General features: G+C 60.6%; 9 protein-coding genes, 5 tRNA genes and 2 riboswitches. Of the genes, 4 read left to right on the top strand and 10 right to left on the bottom strand.

The window, feature by feature from the left end; genetic code table 11:
• Positions 1 to 97: 97 nt before the first annotated feature.
• The 8 genes from ACTG2W_RS17880 to ACTG2W_RS17845 form a co-directional block, all read right to left on the bottom strand.
• A tRNA-Ala gene (locus ACTG2W_RS17880) sits at positions 98 to 173 on the bottom strand.
• Positions 174 to 207: 34 nt separating this feature from the next.
• Positions 208 to 283 (bottom strand) — tRNA-Ala (locus tag ACTG2W_RS17875).
• 48 nt (positions 284 to 331) lie between these two features.
• Positions 332 to 407: transfer RNA gene (locus ACTG2W_RS17870), tRNA-Ala, on the bottom strand.
• A gap of 63 nt (positions 408 to 470) precedes the next feature.
• Positions 471 to 546: transfer RNA gene (locus tag ACTG2W_RS17865), tRNA-Ala, on the bottom strand.
• A gap of 28 nt (positions 547 to 574) precedes the next feature.
• A tRNA-Ala gene (locus ACTG2W_RS17860) sits at positions 575 to 650 on the bottom strand.
• A gap of 790 nt (positions 651 to 1,440) precedes the next feature.
• Positions 1,441 to 3,357, bottom strand: a complete 1,917-nt coding sequence (locus ACTG2W_RS17855; RefSeq protein WP_106842864.1) for a glycoside hydrolase family 19 protein — start codon at positions 3,355 to 3,357, stop codon at positions 1,441 to 1,443.
• A gap of 79 nt (positions 3,358 to 3,436) precedes the next feature.
• A complete protein-coding gene (locus tag ACTG2W_RS17850) occupies positions 3,437 to 6,418 on the bottom strand; it encodes a M66 family metalloprotease (RefSeq protein WP_235656982.1) in 2,982 nt (993 codons plus the stop codon).
• 73 nt (positions 6,419 to 6,491) lie between these two features.
• The gene (locus ACTG2W_RS17845) at positions 6,492 to 9,104 is read right to left on the bottom strand and encodes a glycosyl hydrolase family 18 protein (protein WP_106842866.1); all 2,613 of its coding nucleotides are present in this window, start codon (positions 9,102 to 9,104) and stop codon (positions 6,492 to 6,494) included.
• Positions 9,105 to 9,203: 99 nt separating this feature from the next.
• Positions 9,204 to 9,291: riboswitch (cyclic di-GMP riboswitch) on the bottom strand.
• A 315-nt stretch (positions 9,292 to 9,606) separates the two neighbouring features.
• On the opposite strand from ACTG2W_RS17845, the gene ACTG2W_RS17840 reads away from it, so the two are divergent.
• Complete coding sequence (locus tag ACTG2W_RS17840; protein WP_106842867.1) at positions 9,607 to 10,842, top strand: sensor domain-containing diguanylate cyclase; 1,236 nt, start codon at positions 9,607 to 9,609, stop codon at positions 10,840 to 10,842.
• A 130-nt stretch (positions 10,843 to 10,972) separates the two neighbouring features.
• On the opposite strand, the gene ACTG2W_RS17835 is transcribed toward ACTG2W_RS17840, so the two are convergent.
• Entirely contained in the window at positions 10,973 to 13,567 is a 2,595-nt protein-coding gene (locus ACTG2W_RS17835) for a glycosyl hydrolase family 18 protein (protein ID WP_106842868.1), read from the bottom strand.
• Between the two features lie 102 nt (positions 13,568 to 13,669).
• A riboswitch (cyclic di-GMP riboswitch) is annotated at positions 13,670 to 13,757 on the bottom strand.
• Positions 13,758 to 13,991: 234 nt separating this feature from the next.
• On the bottom strand, positions 13,992 to 17,447 hold the full coding sequence (locus ACTG2W_RS17830; RefSeq protein WP_106842869.1) for a hybrid sensor histidine kinase/response regulator: 3,456 nt from the start codon (positions 17,445 to 17,447) through the stop codon (positions 13,992 to 13,994).
• 215 nt (positions 17,448 to 17,662) lie between these two features.
• Here ACTG2W_RS17830 and ACTG2W_RS17825 point away from each other — a divergent pair, with 215 nt between their 5' ends.
• The 3 genes from ACTG2W_RS17825 to ACTG2W_RS17815 are packed head-to-tail and all read left to right on the top strand — an operon-like array spanning position 17,663 to position 19,650.
• Complete coding sequence (locus tag ACTG2W_RS17825; RefSeq protein WP_043822127.1) at positions 17,663 to 18,211, top strand: DUF2975 domain-containing protein; 549 nt, start codon at positions 17,663 to 17,665, stop codon at positions 18,209 to 18,211.
• Between the two features lie 7 nt (positions 18,212 to 18,218).
• The gene (locus tag ACTG2W_RS17820) at positions 18,219 to 18,428 is read left to right on the top strand and encodes a helix-turn-helix domain-containing protein (RefSeq protein WP_005335250.1); all 210 of its coding nucleotides are present in this window, start codon (positions 18,219 to 18,221) and stop codon (positions 18,426 to 18,428) included.
• Between the two features lie 7 nt (positions 18,429 to 18,435).
• Positions 18,436 to 19,650: a hypothetical protein gene (locus ACTG2W_RS17815; protein ID WP_106842870.1), complete on the top strand. Its 1,215-nt coding sequence runs from the start codon at positions 18,436 to 18,438 to the stop codon at positions 19,648 to 19,650.
• The last annotated feature ends 26 nt before the right edge of the window (positions 19,651 to 19,676 follow it).

Genomic DNA, 19,676 nt, shown 5'->3' with positions numbered 1-19,676 from the left:
CAAATGAAAGGCGCGGACGTATGGAGAAAATAAATGATGGAGAAAACAAAAAGGCCACCGCGATGCGGTGGCCTTTTTGCTTCTTGTAACAAGAATTTGGTGGAGCTACGCGGGATCGAACCGCGGACCTCTTGCATGCCATGCAAGCGCTCTCCCAGCTGAGCTATAACCCCGATTTGTGTGAATGACCGGCAGTCACTCTGAATTTGGTGGAGCTACGCGGGATCGAACCGCGGACCTCTTGCATGCCATGCAAGCGCTCTCCCAGCTGAGCTATAACCCCAAATTCGGTACTGAATGAATGGTTCTGGCGGCCATTCATCCTAAATAATGGTGGAGCTACGCGGGATCGAACCGCGGACCTCTTGCATGCCATGCAAGCGCTCTCCCAGCTGAGCTATAACCCCACAAAGGTCGGCCTAGGTGATACACACCACACTGCCCTGGGTACTTCATGTCAATCAAGAATCTGGTGGAGCTACGCGGGATCGAACCGCGGACCTCTTGCATGCCATGCAAGCGCTCTCCCAGCTGAGCTATAACCCCTTTGATTCCAGATTGTTCGAGGAGAATTTGGTGGAGCTACGCGGGATCGAACCGCGGACCTCTTGCATGCCATGCAAGCGCTCTCCCAGCTGAGCTATAACCCCAACTCACCTCGGCGCTGACGAAGTTATCTCCGGCAACGGAGGCGCATGATAGGCATCACCCGCTTTGCTGTCAACCCTAAAATAACCACGACTGATTCGTTTAGTCAAAATTGCAGCAGTTCGCTGTTTTTACCAGCAAGACGCGTGCTATCTCTCTGTTTTATGTCACAAATCGGCTCAAGCAGCTATACAGGAGAGGCCGTGCAGCAAGCCTCTTTCCCCGTGCAACGCCCCCCGCTCTCAGACCTCTTTATGCTGGCTGGTAATCAGCTTCTCCCCCGTCACCTCGGGAAAGCCTTTCCATAAAGGGCATTGCATTTGAAAACCCTTTCCATGATTTTTGTAAATTTGCAACACGGAAAGTTGATCTGGCTCACAAATGACCATAGGATCAAACCGTGACCTAGGTCACACACCATAACCATAAATGACAGAGCGATGAGGTAAACCATGTTTGAGAATCTGGCAGTCCTGTTCCACCTGCGCGGTGCAACCACCAAGAACGGCGTTGTAGAGAAAGATGCCTATGCCCCCTCCACCCGTGAATACTACTTCCGCTACGGCAAGTAATTGCTGAAAGCCTTTCACGGAAAACGTAATAAAACTACAACACACATCATCACACAGCCCTTTCGAGGCGCTGTCCTGTCCGGGCCAGATGTTCCACGGCCAAACCTGAACTCCACCAAACAAGAATGGGGCCCGCAGGCCCCATCTTTTATTGCTCCAGACTGTGATTACACCAGATAGTGCGCTGGCTAATCGGTAAGCCTTGTAACCCTGAAACGGCTCAGAGCTTGATCCAGGCATCGGCCCAGGCCGTACCCTTGCCCGGCTCATAGGCCCAGGCAGCACCTGCGCACCAGCCGGTGTAGGGGTGCGGTTTGCACTCGTAGCTGGCACCGCCGTTGCTGACCCGCTCGCCCGCCTTGTAGGGAGTCCCCTCTTTATAGACGGGATAGTCAGGCGGCGTTACGCCCCCTTCCTCCCCTTTCACCAGCAGGCTATGGGTGGCGCTACGGCTCAAGCTCCCTTCATCGGTCACCGTCAGTGTGATGTCCAGCTTGGTATCGCTGGTCGGCTTGGGCAGGGTCAACTCCAGAGTGACCTGATCCAGAGCCGGGGCAGAGGCACCGGCTGGGATTGTCCAGGCATAAGTCAGCGGCTTGCCTTCCGGATCGCTGGAGTGCTGGCCGGAAAGGGTCACCTTGCTGCCACCTTCGGCCTGCGCCGGGCCCGTGATATTGGCCACCGGTGGCAGGTTGGTGCCACCGCCGTTATCCTCGATCACCACCTCCGGATAGAAGTGCTGAACGCAGCGGCTGTAATCCCCTGCCTTGAAGGCGCTGAAACGGGTCTGGTAGCCCACCAGCTTGCAAGCGTAACTCTTGCCGCCGTTGGGGTTCTCTGCCACATAGCTCCAGTCCTGCTCCCAATAGATGGGCAAGGCACCGGCGCCATTGTCGTCAAACACCTTCATGTTCTTGCAACCCAGCACCTCGTCGGATGGCACCGCCACCCCGAGGTAGTTGGCAAACTCGCGGTAGTAATTGATGCGATTCTGGGACTGGGCGTGCTCGACCGGGCCACCGCACTCCACCCCACCATTGATGATCTGGGTGGTGACCCCGAAGCCCGGCACCAGACCGTTCTGCTTGTCATGGTCATTCGGCTGCCAGGTGCCATCGATGACGTGGAGCATGGAAGGCTTGGGCGGCTGCGGATAGGTATAGAAGAACACCGCACTGGCGAGGTTCAGCCAGGTGTCGGCCACCAGATCGGGGCGGTCGAGCAGGGTGCGCACCGTGCCGAACATCGCCTCGGAGAAGGGGCCATAGTTGTAGTTGTAGGAGAGCTGCTTGGCACCGCGGCCAAAGTAGCTCTTGAACTCGCCATTGTCGAACGTACCGCACGGCCACTGCTGACCCTGCCACACATCGGGACGGCACTCGGCGTTGTAACCGCCGCGCATGGTCTCATTCCATCCCATCTCGCGCACGTAGACCAGCGCCTGACGCCACTCGGCCTCCGGGCGCCAGTTTTCATGGCCACCGGTCTCCTGGGCGAAGTGGGCGAACATGGTCGCCAGGGTCTTGCGGCAGATGGCGTCAGCATCGCGGCCGTCGCTGTAGTCGCTGCACAGGGCCGGGAACTTGGCCGCCGCCTGCAACAGGCCACGATAGGTGTACTCGGGGGCGCGTAGCGGGAACAGGTAGTTGAACTGGCTCTCGCTCAGCAGGCTTTCGACCCGCTTGACGTTGCCCGGGTTGTCGGCACGGCCCGGCTGCACCGCCTCGACCACCAGATTGTCCCGGGTAGCGATGGAGGCCTTGACCGCTTCCATCGCCGGGAAGTCGGTCAGCGCCTTCTCTTTGGCATCCAGCTCGGCCTGGCTCATATAGACGGGGGTGGTGCTGCCATCCGGCGGGGTAGGCGTCGGCGGATTGGGCTTGTCATCGCCACCGGTGTCCGGCGGGGTCACTTCCCCTTCGCCGACAAGCTTCCACGGGGTATCCCACTCATTGGCGGCCGCCATGCCCGGAGTCTGACCCGGGTTGACCCACCACTTGGCCTCGAAAACCTGGCCGTTGTAATTGACCTGGCTGCCGCCCGGGTAGGATTTGTTGATGTCGTATGCCTCGGCCGCCCACAGGTGGCCGCTCAGCATCATGCCGGCAAGCAGAAGGGTGATGCGGTTTTTTTTCATTATTGTTGCTCTCTATGGTTTTGTGGCAAAAGGCGGAGCCTGCCTGAACAGGCTCCGCCATCTTCATCATGGACTCAACCTAGGGGCAGCTTGCCGCCCCGACATCCAGCCAGACATCGTGTTTGCCCGGCTCGTTGCCTTGAGTCCACCACTTGGCCTTCCACTGACGGCCGTTGTGGTTGGTCAGCTCACCGCCGTTGTAGGCAACGGTCGCGCTCCAGCCCAGCTCAACCTGACTCGCCAGCGCCCACTGATCGGCGACGCGGCCCGGTTCATTGCCCTGAGTCCAGTACTTGGCACGCCATACCAGCTGGTTGTGGCTCACCTTGTCGCCACCGTTGTAGACCTTGCTGGCCTGCCATGCGGGAACGTTGGCCGCTTCCGGGTCGGTGGTGTTGCAAGAGCCGTCGACCACGGGCTCCAGCGTCAGCACGACGCGCCCTTCGCTCTGATGTACCCCATCCGAGACGCTCACACTCAGCTCATGCTGCTCGCTGGTGGTGACAGCCGGCGGTAGCAGACGCAGGCTGGCACTGCTCTCGCCTTCTACCTGCCAGCCCGTCGGGAAGTGCCAGCGGTAGCTCAGCGCATCCCCCTCGGGATCGCTCGCCTCGGCAGTGATGGTCAGCCACTCACCGCCGATGCCGCCGAGCTGCGCCGGCACGGTCACCACCGGAGGCTGGTTTTCCACCACGCCCTGCTCCAGCGGCCGCCCGTTGACGGTAAAGGAGAGGGTCTGCTGCGGTGGCAACAAGCTCTGCTGTACCAGTGTCTGGCCACGGCACTGGATAGTGGCGCGACCGGGCTCGCTGGCGGTAGGCAGGTTGATGTGGAACTTGTTCATGACGCTGCTGGCCGCTCTGTGATTGGCCAGCCTGAAGCGCTGTAGACCATCGCGGGTCTCCACCTGCAACTGGCAGTCATTGACGGACAGGGTGCTGCTGTCATCCGGGTAGGTGAAACCATAGGCGCCGTGCAGAGCCGGATAGATGTAGCTGCGCAGGGCTCCTTGCGGATCGTAATAACCCACCAGGGTGGTCACCGGCACGCCGAACTGCTCGGGCTTGCGCGCAACCTTGGTATCGATGGGGGAGACATCCACCCAGCTCTGGCCATCCGAGGTGAAGCTCTTCTTGAAGCCCCTGCTCACCAGGATATCCTTGCCGTTGATAAAAAGGTGGCTGTTGTAACCGGCCCCGTGATCGATGGTCAGACTGCGCCCACGGTTGTCCGCAGAGGCAATCGGCACCCGGATATCACGGGTCCAGCGACCATCCCACATGGCGACCCTGACCAAGCCGTAATCCGCCAGCAGGGCACTCAGTCCTGCCTCGCTCAGGGCATCCATGGGGGCATCGACCTTCTCGATCCCCTCGATTGTGTGCTGATAGGGCTCCATCCAGGCCGTCGCACTGTTCCACTTGCTAAAGCCGGTGGCCGAGTTGGCATCGAACACCGCCTTGCTCTCCAGAAAACGCTGGATGATGGCGGCAGAATTGGGGGTATAGAGGGTGAAACGGTTGGCGCCGGAGAGAGGGCGGCCGCCTGCCATCGCATCGTGGCCAAACTTGCGGCCATCGAACGGTGGCTGGCACTGGCCATCCAGACAGGCATCCTCATTGGTGCGGATCGGTGAGAAGTTGGGGATGAAACGGTGTTTGTCACTGTCCCAGCCCCAGCTGGAGTTGAGCTGATCGGCACTGCGATGAACCGAGCCGCGGAAACCATCCACATAGTGGCCAAGGCCGAAGTTGTGGCCCACCTCGTGGCTGAACTCGTTGCCCAGCGAATCATCCAGCGTGACGATGCCACCGCCACCGGAACCTCCGTGCACCTGAACTCCATTGGCATACTTGCCGCGACTGTTGTGCGCCGTCAGCTGGGCCGCCACAAAGGGATGGCTTCCTTCCCCTTCACCGGCACTGCTGTTGATGCCGTAGTTGGCATTGTCGATACCGTGGGAGATAAGCTCCTTGCCGATGCGCTGGCGCATGGTGCCGCCATGCCAGCCCCCTTCGCTCGGGTCAAAGTCGGTCAGTAATGTGCCATTGGGCAGCATCACCTCAGGCAGGGAGAGCGGTGCATACTGACTGACGATCAACCGGCTGGCCGGAATGGTCTGGAAGTATTCGCGATGGGCCTCCTTGTCATTGGCAAAGGCAAAGCGATCCCGTGGCGTGGTGAGCATGCCGATGTCGATGGTGTGCAGCAGCAGCTCGCCGGGGGCGCCGACTTTGATATCACGCAGTTCACCACTGAGATTGCCCTGACGAACGGAGAGGTTCAGTCCGGGCTGGATCCACTCGGCAGGCAGCTCGCCGCTCCAGGTATCCGCTGCATAGGTGATGCGGTTGTTCTCCAGCTCCCCCTCGCGGAACCACTGCCCATTGGCAAACTTGAACTGCAGGGTCTGGCCACGGGAAACGGTCACCTGTCGCTCGCCATAGAAGGCCGTCGAGTTATAACCGGCGCTGGAGCGGATCCGCACCATCTTGCCCTCCAGCTCCGGGCTCACGGGCAGGTAGATATCCCGAACCCAGCGGCCGTCGGCGGTCTGGATCTCCACCAGCGCGCGACCAGTGAGCCGCTCCTTGAGGAAGGCGCCGCTCTTGTCGCTCAGTTTGGCCAAATCAGCACTGCTGCTGATGACGGCAGTGGTGCCGCTCTCCGGGACGAAGCTCACTCCCCCTTCGGGAACCCCCGCGAGGTGGTAGACAGTCTCTGGCAGCGCCGATGGCGGCAACAAGGTCAGGGTGCCCAGCAGCTTGCCGCTGCCGTCACGGGCCTCCACCGTTATGGGGGTCACCCCGTCGGCCTGGAGCGGTTTCACCAGCAGCAGGCTCTTGCGCAGGCTGGTCAGGATGGGTTGGCGATCCCCCTCTTTGGGATGGGAAGGCAGGATCTGGCTCTGGGCAAACTGCACTCTGGCAGCCAAGCTACCCGCCAGATCGCTTTGCGGTGTCGTGTCATTGAATATCAGGGGCGAGGTGGCGGCAGACAGGGGGCCAGCCGCCAGGGTTGCCATGATGAGGGCAGCGATTCGGGTCACATTTGTGGTCATTGTCGGGTTCTCGTTCATATTGCTACCGGGAATGAGGGGCATGTCGCCATGCCCCGTCATCGGTGAGGAGGCCTCAGTTACAGCTTGCTGCCCCGATATCCAGCCAGACATCGTGCTTGCCCGGCTCATTGCCTTGAGTCCACCACTTGGCCTTCCACTGACGGCCGCTGTGGTTGGTGAGATCCCCGCCGTTGTAGGCAACGGCTGCGTTCCAACCCAGATCAACCTGACTCACCAGCGCCCACTGATCGGCGGCGCGGCTCGGCTCATTACCCTGAGTCCAGTACTTGGCCTGCCATACCAGCTGGTTGTGGCTCACCTTGTCACCGCCGTTATAGACCTTGCTGGCCTGCCATGCGGGGACGTTGGCCGCTTCCGGATCTGTGGTGCTGCAAGAGCCCCCCTCACCACCTTCGTTGATTGGCGTGACGGTGAGACGGGTGGCCGCGTTGGTGTCGAGTGCGCCATCGGAGACGGTCACTGAAAGGTCATAACCGGTTTCGGTATCCACCGCCGGGGCGGTGACCACCAGGGTGGCACTGTTCTGGCCGGTCGCCGTGATACCGGCAGGCACTTGCCATTGATAGATCAGCTCGTCGTCATTGGGGTCGGATGCCTTGGCAGTAATGCTCACCTGTTTGCCGGCTTCCACCTTGACGCTGGCAGGCAATGTGACCACTGGTGGCAGGTTGGGTTGCGGCGCCTTGTTGGTCACCACTACCTGATCCTTGGCGGTCAGTTGATGGTCATCGGTCACCGTCAGCTCGAACACCAGCGCGGTATCTGCGCTCACGGCATTCACATCGACCCGCACCTTGGCCTGCGTGGTATCACCCAGCACGGCTTGCGGACCGGAAACCTGCTTCCAGCTGTAGGTCAGAGAGCCTTTTTCCGGATCGTGGGAGGCTGAGCCATCCAGCGTCAGGGTAGCCGGGCCGGTCACCGCCACATCGCTGCCCGCGTTGGCGACCGGCGGCTTGTTGGCTGGCGGAGTGACCCCTTCGCCGTGGCCGAGACCTTCATGCATGGCGTTGAGGATGTCACCGTTGTCGGCATCGATCTCCCAGGAGAAGAGCCCGCCCAGCTTGTTGGCCAGCACGTATTGGCCTTTCGCCTTGACCGAGCGCTCGTCGTCATAGGTGATCAGCTCGCCGGTGGAGGGCTTGAACAGGGTGGCCGCTTCGGCAGTCTCGTCGTAGTTGTACTCCCAGCCTGCGCCCATATGGCTGTTGACGATGTGGCGATAATCCAGCACGCCATCTTCCCAGGAGCCCTTGATCTTGCCGGTGGCGGTGCCGGTGAAGGGATCGTTGCCCTGATATCCGCTCACCCCTTTCCAGCCGCGACCGTAGGCGGCGGCACCGATCACCAGCTTTTCCGAGTCGACCCCTTGCGCCAGCAGTTGCTGTACCGCTGCATCAGTGTTGTAGCGCTTGTTGGCCGAGCCGTTGGTGGCCTGATAGAGGTTGGCCTGATGACCCAGGGAGGTATTGCTCCAGGCACCGTTGTAGTCGTAGCTCATCACGAAGAGGTGGTCCATGTACTGCTGGGCAGCCTTGTAATCCACATCCTCAATCTTGTCGTAACCGGCCCCGATGGCGGAGGTGAGCTGATAGGTGCGACCGGTCTCGGCCTCCAGCTCGTCGAGCATGGCGCGCAGATCCTTCATGATCAGCACATAGGTTTCCCCATCTTTGGTCTTGTCCCCCAGATTGGGGTTGGCACCGTCGCCGCCCGGGAACTCATAGTCGATGTCGACACCGTCGAAGAACTTCCAGGTCTGCAGGAACTCTTTGACCGAGGCGACGAACACGTCACGCTTGGCCTTGTCATGCATGAAGAAGAAGGGGTCGGAAAGGGTCCAGCCACCGACGGAGGGGAGGATCTTCAGGTCCGGATAAGCCTGCTTGAGAGCCATCAGATTGCCGAAGTTGCCCTTGTAGGGCTCATCCCAGGCGACCAGTGACCCCTGCCCTTTTTGCAGCGTAGCCCAAGGATCGTGAATGGCGACCTGGAAATCCTTGCGCCCGGCACAGGCACGTTGCAGCGCCTGGAAGCTGCCGGCAATCTCTTTGAGGCTGTCGTTGAGGCCATCACCGCCACAGATCGGGGTGAAGCCATAGAGGATATGGGTCAGGTTCTGGGCCGGCAGCTTGTCCACGGTGAAGTTGCGATCATAGACCCCCCACTCCACATAGTAGGTACCGACCACCTTGCCGGACTTGTTGACATAGGGTTTGTTATTCTCCTGCAGGGCAGGCTTGAGCGGCGCAAGGTGGCTGCCATCGGTATCGGCGACCACGATCTCCTTGGCATCAGACAGGGTGCAGCCATCGCCGTTGCATAGCGCGACCTGCATCTGATAGCGGCCCCCCTTGTGCACCTTGAAGGTGGCGGTGCCCGCGGCGGAAGAGGGACCGGACCACACCTCCTTGCCATCCAGCAGCACCTTGGCACTCTGGCCAATATCGCCGTTCCAGAGATTCCAGGTGACGGTCACATCGGCGCCATCCTTCACCTTGACCAGCTCGTTATAAGCGGTCGCGGACTGGCTGATTTCGACGATGGCAAACTTGGTGGGGCCCCAACCGATAGCGGGTTTGCCGGGAGCTGCCGCATAAGCGGCGGAGGAGGCGAGCAGGGTGCCGACCATCATGGCCAGCAGTGCGGGTTTTGGACTTAGCATATTGCTTTCCTTTTCGTTATTGGAAAAACGAAAGGGCAACGCAACACGACAGGTGACACAAAAACGGCCACCCCTTGGCAAAGGCAGCCTGCATTCTACTGTGGTGGCCCCGCTATCCTAGGTCGTCTTGACCCTTAGACCGGAAGCTTTGCGTCCCGACTTTTCAATCGGTTTGCCCTTGTCACAACGTTATTTCTGGCGATAAATAATCGCCGATTGACTGTAGGGTAATTCTGATAAGTAAGCGAATCGGACCATTGCCAGCCCACCGGTTACCAACCCCGACAATTACCCACTTTCAAGAAATTAATGTTTAAAAAACAGCCGGATATGCAGACATAATCTCATCACCACCAACCAGATACCTCACACCATTTTTTTGATCTGCATCACACCAAATTGAGAAAAATCAATGAGTAAGAACAATATGCGACAAAAGACCCATCTGTATCGCAACTAATGAATTTATAATCGCCGCTTTGCATGGCCAGCAGGTGTCTTCATGCCCAGCGAATTGCCCTCACGCACCCGGTTATCCAGATACGACAAATTTGTTCGTTTGACGATTTATGCCTTGCCACTGGCCGGGATGATCTGGCTTATCAACAGCCTCAATGGCTGGCAAAGGGCGCCGCTTGCCAGCACCTTGCTAGTCCAGAGCTACCTTATCTGCACCTTCTGGCTCTATCGCCACTACCGCTACCATCTGCACCGCCAGTGGCAGCATCTGAGTGAGGCGCTCAAGATCAACGAAACCACCGCCGAACTGGCCCGCAACTCGGCGCAATACCAGACCGAAGAGGCCTTTCTGGAGGACCTGCTCAGACGAGCAGTGATGTTGATCCCAGGAGCCGAGATGGGCTGCCTGATCAAGCTGCTGCCGGGCACAGGCATGTTGAGGTATGAAGCCGCCATCGGCATGGATCTGGTGAAACTGCGGCGGATCAATCTGCCGCTGGAGCACACATTTCAGTACAAGCTGACTCAGGGGCGCTGCAACAAAACACTGCTGATCAACGACCTGTCGAAGATAAATGCCACCATGCCCCTATCCGAACAGGACAGAGAGCTGCTGGTCAACTGCACCGACCTGCCCATCCAGGCCACGCTGGCGACCCCGATCCATATCGATGGTCAGCTCTACGGCATGATCAATATGGACAGCAGCAAACGTAATGCCTTTACCCGCTACGACAGCCACCTGATGGCGATCCTGGCGCGGGATATTCGCCACGCCATCACCATCTATCAGCAGTCCCGCCGAATCTATCAGCTGGCCAATACCGACCAGCTGACCGGGCTCGCCAATCGCCAGCAATTCGAACTCGCTCTGCAGGGGCAGCCGGAAGGCACCCTGCTGCTGATCGACATGGACAATCTCAAGCAGCTCAATGACAGCAGTGGCCATTTGGCCGGTGATCAGGCCCTGCGCCTTATCGCTGCTGGGATACGCCAGCACTTTGGTCAGGGAGTGATTGCCGCCCGCTTCGGCGGGGATGAGTTTGTGCTGCTCACCACTCTGACATCGACCGAACTGCAACAGGCGATGATCAGGCTGACCACCATGCTGGCCAGCGCCTCCCCCACTATCTCGTGCAGCATGGGGATGGCCCCCTATCGCGGCGACTTTGCCGCTGCGTTTGCCAGAGCCGATGCCGACATGTACCAACACAAGCGGCACCACAAAGAGCAACGTGCGGCACCGATGCCAGCTATCGGGGAGAGCATTAATCACTAGTTCGGAAGGGCTGCTTTGCAGGCACAAAAGAGAAGCTGGGTGGGGAAACCGGTTGGCAGACCCGCCAGAATGTGGCGAAGCAGGGAGAAAAAACGGGGCATGACCGGCATGCCCCGCCACCATTCAATGCTTATTTACAGCTGGCGGCTCCCACATCCTGCCAGACGTCGTGTTTGCCGGGCTCATTGCCCTTGGTCCAGTACTGCGCCTTCCACTGACGGCCGTTATGGGTGGTGAGCTCGCCACCGTTGTAGGCCACATTGGCATCCCAACCCAGTTGCACCTTGCTCACCAGCAGCCACTGATCCGCGGTGCGGCTAGGTTCGTTGCCCAGGGTCCAGTACTTGGCCTGCCACACCAGCTGGTTGTGGCTCACCTTGTCACCGCTGTTATAGGTGCTTGCCGCTTTCCAGACTGGCCAGTTGGCCGCATCCGGATCGGTCGCCGTGCAACCACCGCCGCTGCTGGCCGGTTTGACCGTCAGACGGGTTGCCGCGCTGGCATCCAGCCCGCCGTCGGAGACGGTGACGCTCAGGTCATAGCTGGTGTCGCTGGTGACGCTCGGGCCGGTGACCACCAGAGTGGCGCTGTTCTGACCCGTTGCGGTGATGCCTGCCGGCACACTCCACTGATAAGTCAACGGATCACCGTTCGGATCAGAGGCGGTCGCCTTGATGGTCACCTGCTTGCCCGCCTCCACAGAGGCCGTGGCAGGTAGACTCACCACCGGCGCCAGATTGGCCTGCGGCGCCTTGTTGGTCACCACCACCTGATCCTTGGCACTCAACTGCTGGTCATCGGTCACCGTCAGCTCGAACACCAAATTGATGTCGGCGGACACGGCATCGAGTACAACCCGGGCCTTGGCCTGAGTGGCATCAAGCAGAGCGGCCTGCGGGCCGGAGACCTGCTTCCAGCTATAGGTGAGGGCGCCATTTTCCGGGTCATGGGACGCGGAGCCGTTCAGCGTCACCTCGGTCGGGCCGGTGACACTCAGATCGCTGCCCGCGTTGGCCACTGGCGGCTTGTTGGCTGGTGGAGTCGTCCCCTCGCCGTGGCCCAGCCCTTCATGCATGGCATTGAGGATGTCGCCGTTGTCGGCGTCGATCTCCCATGAGAAGAGGCCACCGAGCTTGTTGGCCTGCACATACTGCCCCTTGGCCTTGACCGAGCGCTCGTTGTCATAGGTGATGAGATCGCCGGTCGCCGCCTTGAACAGATAGGGCGCCTCGGCCACCTCGTCGTAGCCCTTCTCCCAGCCAGCCCCCATCCGGTTGTTGACGATGTCGCGGTAATCCACCACCCCGTCCTCCCAGGTGCCTTTCACCTTGCCAGTCGCCTTGCCGGTGAAGGGGTTGTTGCCCTGATAACCGCTCACCCCGGTCCAGCCACGGCCATACATGGCGGCACCGACCACCAGCTTGCCCGGTTCAACCCCCTGCGCCAGTAGCTGATTGACCGCCTTGTCGGTGGTGTACTTGGTATCGGGATCCCAGCTCGCCGCATAGAGGTTGGTCTGGTGGCCCAGCTCGGTGTTGCTCCAGGCACCGTTGTAGTCGTAGGTCATCATGAAGATGTGGTCCATGTAGGGCTGGGCCGCCTTGTAGTCCACATCCTGGATCTTGTCGCCCCCCGCGCCAATGGCGGAAGTGAGCTCATACTGGCGACCAGTCTCGGCCTCCAGCTCGTCGAGCATGGCCCGCAGCTCCTTCATCAGGGCCACATAAGTGGCACCATCACTCGGGCTGCCCAGTTTCGGGTTGGCCCCCTGTCCGCCCGGGTACTCCCAGTCGATATCCACACCATCGAAGAACTTCCAGGTCTGCAGGAACTCTTTCACCGAGCCGACAAACACATCGCGCTTGGTTTTGTCACCGAGGAAATAGAAGGGATCGGAGAGGGTCCAGCCGCCGACCGAGGGGAGAATCTTGAGGTTTGGATAGGCCTGCTTGAGCGCCATCAGGGCGCCAAAGTTGCCCTTGTAGGGCTCGTCATGGGCAGTGAGGCTGCCTTGCGGCATCTGGATGGCGGCCCAGGGATCGTGCATCGCCACCTTGAAGTCGGCCCGGCCGGCACACGCCCGCTGCAGCGCCTGGAAGCTCCCTTCGATCTCCTTGAGGCTGTCGTTGAGGCCATCCCCGCCGCAGATGGGGGTGAAACCATAGAGGATATGGGTCAGGTTCTGGGCCGGGATCTTGTCCACCGTAAACTTGCGGCCATAGACCCCCCACTCCACATAGTAAGTCCCCACCACCTTGCCGGACTTGTTGGCGTAGGGCTTGTTGTTCTCCTGCAGCGGCGCCTTGAGCGGCGCCAGATGGCTGCCATCGGTATCGGCGACCACTATCTCCTTCTTGTCGGAGAGAGTGCAGCCATCGGCGTTGCACAGCGCTACCTGCATCTGGTAGCGCCCCCCTTTCTTCACCTTGAATTTGGCGCTGCCCGCTGCGGCCGAGGGGCCAGACCACACCTCCTGACCATTGAGCAGCACCTTGGCACTCTGGCCCAGATCGCCGCTCCAGAGGTTCCAGTTCACCTCCACATCAGCGGCATCCTTTACCTTGACCAGATTGTTGTAGGCAGTGGCCGCCTGATCGACTTCAACGATGGAAAACTTGGTGGGGCCCCATCCGATGGTGGGCTTGCCGGGCGCCGCAGCATAAGCGGACGAGGCGCAGCACAGACCGACCGCGAGGGCCAGCATGGTAGGCTTTGGACTTAGCATTTTTATATTTCCCTATTTCGTTATGTTGGCAACGAAAAGGGCTACGCCCTGACAGGTAACGCAGACGGCAGTGCGGCCTCTTGGCAAAGGTGCACAACAACCTGTGGTGGCCCCGCTATCTCAAGTACGGCTCATCCCTGGACCGGAAGCTTTGCGTCCCGATCTTGCGATCGGTTTGCCCTTCGGTTACTTCATTTGCGATGCAAAAAATCGCATCCCGACTATAGAGTGAGCCAATCCGGTCTGCCACTGTCGGCGTTCACCGACAGTGGCAAGCCAATACTGTAACTGGCGGCGATTGCGCAGGAAGATGAAGATATCTTCGCCAATAAATCTCTGTTATCGGCATTCATCCATGACCAGGGTCCACGGGATCATTGCACGGTTTTGTGAGCCGGTTCACGGCTAGCTGCCCCGGATGCGGCTAGCGCAGCAGCAGGCTGTTCATCAGGGCTCGCAGTTTGAGCGGTTTGACCGGTTTGCTGATGTAGCCATACCCCCGCTCGCGGATCTGCGCCTGCAGCTCGCTCTTGCGATCGGCACTGATGATGATGCCTCCCAGTTCATCGCCACACACCCGCTGCAGGGCAGCGAGCGCCTCCAACCCGGTCTTGCCATCGTCGAGGTGGTAATCGGAGAGCACCAGCCGTGGCACAAACCCCTCTGCTATCAGCGCCTCGGCTTCGGCCAGATCGACGGCGCAGCGCACCTCGCAGCCCCAGCGGCCGAGCAGGGTGCTCATGGCGGTCAGAATGTCCCGCTCGTTGTCGATACAGAGCACGGCTACACCTTCCAGCTGGCTGTCGCGCGCCACCGGCGCAGCCAGCTGATGGGCCGTGACCGGCCGGGTCGCCAGATTGAGGGTCACCGCAAAGACCGACCCCTTGCCCGGCCAGCTCTGCAATGTGAGCTGATGACCGAGCACCTGCGAGATGCCGCGGGCGATGGCAAGCCCCAGACCCAGCCCCTGCTCCTTGGCGGTACGGGAGTGATCGAGGCGGGAGAACTCGTCAAAAATAGCCTCCTGCTTGTCCTGCGGGATGCCGGGGCCGTTGTCCCATACCTCGATGCGGATCTTCTCCCCCATCCGGCGGCAACCAAGTAGCACCCTACCGCCCGGGTTGTAGCGAAACGCATTGGTCAGGAAGTTCTGCAGCACCCGGCGCAGTAGCCGCACATCGCTGTGTACCGCATGCTTGCTCTCCACCACCGAGAAGTGGATCCCCCCCGCCTGCGCCAGCACGCCAAACTCCGCCTTGAGGTTGTCGAGCAGATCGCGCAGGGCAAAGTCGAGCTTCTTGGCCTTGAACTTGCCCGCTTCGAGCCGCGAGATATCGAGCAAATCGGTGATGAGATCCTCGGTCGCCCCCAGCGCATCATCGATATGGCGGGCGATGCGGGCCTGCTCGCCAGCATCGGGCAACATCTCCAGCAGTGAGGAGGTAAACAGCTTGGCGGCATTAAGGGGTTGGGTCAGATCGTGGCTAACCGCAGCCAGAAAACGGCTCTTGGATTGATTGGCCCGCTCCACCTGCTGGTTCACCAGCAGCAGTTGGCGGTTGAGTTCGGAGAGCTCACGGGTACGCTCGGCCACCCGTGCCTCCAGATGTTCGTTCGCTTCGCGCAGCACCCGCTCCGCATCGCGAAACGGCGTGATATCGGTAAAGGTCATGACAAAACCGCCGGCTGGCATGGGGTTGCCCTGCATCTCGATCACCCGCCCATCCGGGCGCTCCCGCGCCGAGATATGGGCGCTGCCGCGCTTCATAAAGGCGACCCGCCGCGCCACGTGATCCTCGATATCACCGGGGCCACAGAGCCCTTGCTGGGCGTTGTAGCGGATGATTTCTTCAATGGGACGCCCTGCCTGAATAAGCCCCGGCGGATAGTGGAACAGCTCGATGTAACGGCGGTTCCAGGCCACCAGCCGAAGCTCCCTGTCCACCACCGAGATCCCCTGCCCGATATGCTCGATCGCCCCCTGCAACAAGCCTCGGTTGAAGCGAAACACGTCGGAGGCCTCATCGACGATGGTGGCGATCTCCTCGAGCTGCATGTTGCGCCCCTGCAGGGCAGAGGCGAGCACCAGCCGTGCCGAGGAGGTACCAAACACCCCCGCCAGCAGCCGCTCGGTGTGTGCGATAAGCTCGGCCGAAGCCTGCATCTGTGGCGCAAGGGTGCCGCCCCGCTCTCCGGCGAAGCGACCAAAGGCACGCTTGACCCGGCTTGAGCCGACAAAGCGGGCCGCCAGCATCTCCAGCTCCTTGACCGAGACCCGCGCCTGATAGAGGGCAGCGGTATCGCGACTCGGCTTGCCGACAAAGTTGGCCGCCTGCAGCCGCTCGCTCACCGCAGGGCGCGACAGCAGCGAGCCCGCCACATAACCGAGCAGGTTGAATAGCAGACTCAGGAAGATGCACCAGGCCCCGAGACTCAGCTCGCGAAACGCAGGCCAGTCCGGCGGCGCCAGCAGTTCAGCCAGCGGTGAACCGGCCAGCAACCCGCTCTCCACCAGCAGGGTCACGAACCAGAGGCTCACCCCGAGGCTCAACCCAAGATAGACCCCCTTGCGATTGCCGTGACGCCAGTAGAGACCGAGCAGCAGGGCCGGTGCAAACTGGGCCACCGCGCCAAAGGAGAGATAGCCGATGCGGGAAAGGCTGGTGAGATCGCCGAGCCAGAGGTAGAGCCCCCAGGCCGCCAGCAAGATCAGCAGGATGGCGCCACGGCGCACCTGCAGCAGCAGCCGCACCAGCCGCTCGTCGCGCCCCTGCCGCCAGAAGCGGCGCAGCAGCACCGGCAGCACCAGATCATTGCTCACCATGATCGCCAGCGCTATGGTGCAGACGATCACCATGCCGGTGGCCGCCGAGGTGCCGCCGAGAAACGCCAGCATCGCCATGCCATCGAAACCGAGGGCCATCGGCAGACTGATCACATAGGTGTCGGAGGCCATATCGGCACCTACCCACTGCTTGCCCGCCAGCGCCAGCGGCCAGATAAAAAGCCCCATCACGAACAGGTAGAGCGGGAAGATCCAGCGTGCCCAGTGCAGATCCTGCCCCTGATTGTTCTCCACCACAGTCACATGAAACTGGCGCGGCAGGCAGATGACGGCGCACATCGCCAGCACCGTATAGATGGCAAGCTCCAGCAGGTTGCCGGGGCTCACCGCCACCACCTGCGCAAAAAAGTCACGGGTCACCTGTTCGTGAGCCTCGCCCGGTTTGCTCAGGATCAGCCAGAGGGCAAAGCCCCCCACCGCGATAAAGGCCAGCAATTTGACCACCGACTCGAAAGCGATGGCCACCACCATCCCCCTGTGGTGCTCGGTGGCATCGAGATGGCGGGTACCGAACAGGATGCTGAACAGCGCCAGCAGCAGAGTGACCCCGAGCGCCAACTCGCTGGTATTGCTGGTCGGGCTGATGCCGCCGCTGTTGACCATCAGCAGATCCAGCCCGGTGACGATGGCTTTAAGCTGCAACACCAGATAGGGGAGGATCCCCATGATGGCGATGAGGGCGATCACCATGGCGAGCCGCTGGGATTTGCCGTAACGGGCGGCGATAAAGTCTGCGATGGAGGTGATGTGCTCGCGCTTGGCCACCAGAATAAGGCGGGCCAGCAGCCGCCAGCCAAACAGAAAGACCAGCATGGGGCCAAGGTAGATGGGCACCGGCGACCAGGGGGATTCACTCGCCTGCCCCACGGTGCCGAAGAAGGTCCAGGAGGTGCAGTAGACCGCCAGCGACAGGCTGTAGAGCAGCGGTTGCCCCTTGAGACGGTGCCGTTTGTGCTTGTCTGCCACGAAGGCGATCAGAAACAGCAGCCCCAGATAGGTGAGCGACAATCCGATCAGCAGCCATCCCTGGTGCATCGATAACTCCTTGTCCATGTTGAGTTTTTGTATACAGCCTCGCCAGTCTAGAGAGGCAGCAGCCAAAAGTCATCCCCTTCGGACAGATTGAAATTATCGTTTTTCAATAAGTTTTATCTTGACTGTATATCGCAAAACAATAAACATTGCCGGTGTAAATATTGATAAACGATAAACTTTACCTTTCAGATAAAACCATCACAGTGAGGAATGAGATGATCTCCAACAAACTCGAACGCTCGAGCATGCTGATCGAATGGCTGCTACTGCTGGCACTGCTGGCAACCCCTTTGATCACCTTGCTGGAGGTGTGGACCCCCTTCGGTGGCGCCGATTTTCTGCAGGAGAAGCTCAACACCATCTTGAGCCGCCCCGGCATCAATCCTGCCGACTATCCCCTTCACTTCTCCACCCGGCTGCTCGGCACCCTGGTACAGCTGTTGCCGGATCTGGTCTTTATGATGATGCTCTGGCAACTGCGTCAGCTGTTTCGCGGCTACCGCGCCGGTCTGCTCTTCACCTTCGAGCAGATCCGCCGCTACCGGCAGATCGGAGTGCTGCTCTGTGCAACCTTCCTGGTCGAATTGATCCTGACCCCCTTGCTGGATACGGTGCTCACCATGAGAGGCCCGGAAGTACTCGGTACAATAGCGCTGAGTACCTCAGATTTCCGGGTACTGCTGGCGGGACTGATCGTACTGGCGCTGGCACTGGTCATGCGCGAGGCCAAACTGCTGGCCGATGAACAGCAACTGACGGTGTGAGGAACGTATGCCCATTATCATCCGCCTCGATGCCCTGCTGGCAGAGCGCAAAATGACCGCCCGCGAGCTGGCCCAGCGCATCGACATCACCGAGGCCAACCTCTCGATCCTCAAGAATGGCCACGCCAAGGCGGTGCGCTTCTCCACTCTGGAGGCCATCTGCCGTGAACTCAAATGCCAGCCCGGCGATCTGCTGGGCTACGAGCAGGAGCGCTAACCCCCTTATGAGTCGTCATATCACCCTGTTTGCCCTGTGGCTGCTGCCGCTGTGGGCCTGCGCCAGCGATAACGCGAGCGGCCCCCGCTACCTTGTCGAGCAGGGCGTCAGCGCCAACGTGCTGCAAGTGCGCCTCACCATGCAGGGCGAGCCTCCTTTTACCCTGCTCCCCGCCCGTCAGTTGCCGGGCAGTGCCGAGCCGACTCTCGCGCTAGTCTGCCTTGCAGACAACCAGCCGGTTGCCCTCAACCAACCTTTCTCCTGCAAAGAGGTTGGCTGGCAGATCACGCTCACACCGGCTCCGGCACTGGGTGCAGATGCCTCGGTCCAACAGTCGCTTCTGTTTGCTCCCAATCAGTGGCTATTGACCGAGTGGGGTAACTTTGTGCGCCAGATGGGGAGTCGCCAAGGAAAGGTTTGTCTGCCGGATGGCAGCTGCCAACCGCTGCCGGATGTCAACCAACCGCCGCTGATCCTGCCGTTTGGTCTGGACACAGTGCCCGTCACCAAGCCGGATCCGCGGCTGGTGCTGAGCCATGACGAGACCGCCAATCAGCTCGATCTGCCGGCCTTGCAGCAGCAACTGAATGAGATCATCGACTATCTGGCCTTCCAGCTCGATGTGGATCCACCCGCTCATCCATGGCAACTGGTGTGGCTGGGGCGGGATGTGGCGACCCGCTCCCTCGGCGGCGCCGCCGGAGATCAGGTGTTTGTCGCCAACTACCCCACCGAGGCTGGCAAACCGACGCCACAGGCCCCCTTGCGCCTGCTGCGCACCTCGGCCCACGAGGCGGTGCATATCCTCAGCGCTCGCCGCACAGCTCCACAGCCCACCTGGGTCAACGAAAGCCGCGCCGAGTACTTCGCCATCAAGGCGCTGCGCCGCTTTCGGCTGCATCAGGTCACGGCGGTCAACGAGCTGGCCGAGCGGGGCAAACTGCTACCTCATAGCGAGAGCGGCCTCTATCGAGCAGCTCGCGAGGTGCTGGCTGGCGATCGCTCCTACTACCCGCTCTTTTACGTCAAGGGGAGCGCCTTCTGGGAAGCGCTGGAGCGGGAGCTGCAACACAATGACGTGACGCTGGCGCAACTGCTGCCCCAACTGGGCTGGCTGCCGGATGGCCGCTTTGATGCTGCATCCAATGAGCTGCTTGCCGGCACCATCGGCTCGGATACCTGGCGCCGCCTCAGCCGCCTCTATCTGGGCGAGCAGCAGTAACGCTGCAAACCGCAGCAACGAAAAAG

The sequence above is a fragment of the Aeromonas sp. 96A genome, assembly GCF_051919165.1.
GTDB lineage: Bacteria > Pseudomonadota > Gammaproteobacteria > Enterobacterales > Aeromonadaceae > Aeromonas > Aeromonas veronii.
This window is presented reverse-complemented; position numbering and strand designations above follow the sequence as displayed.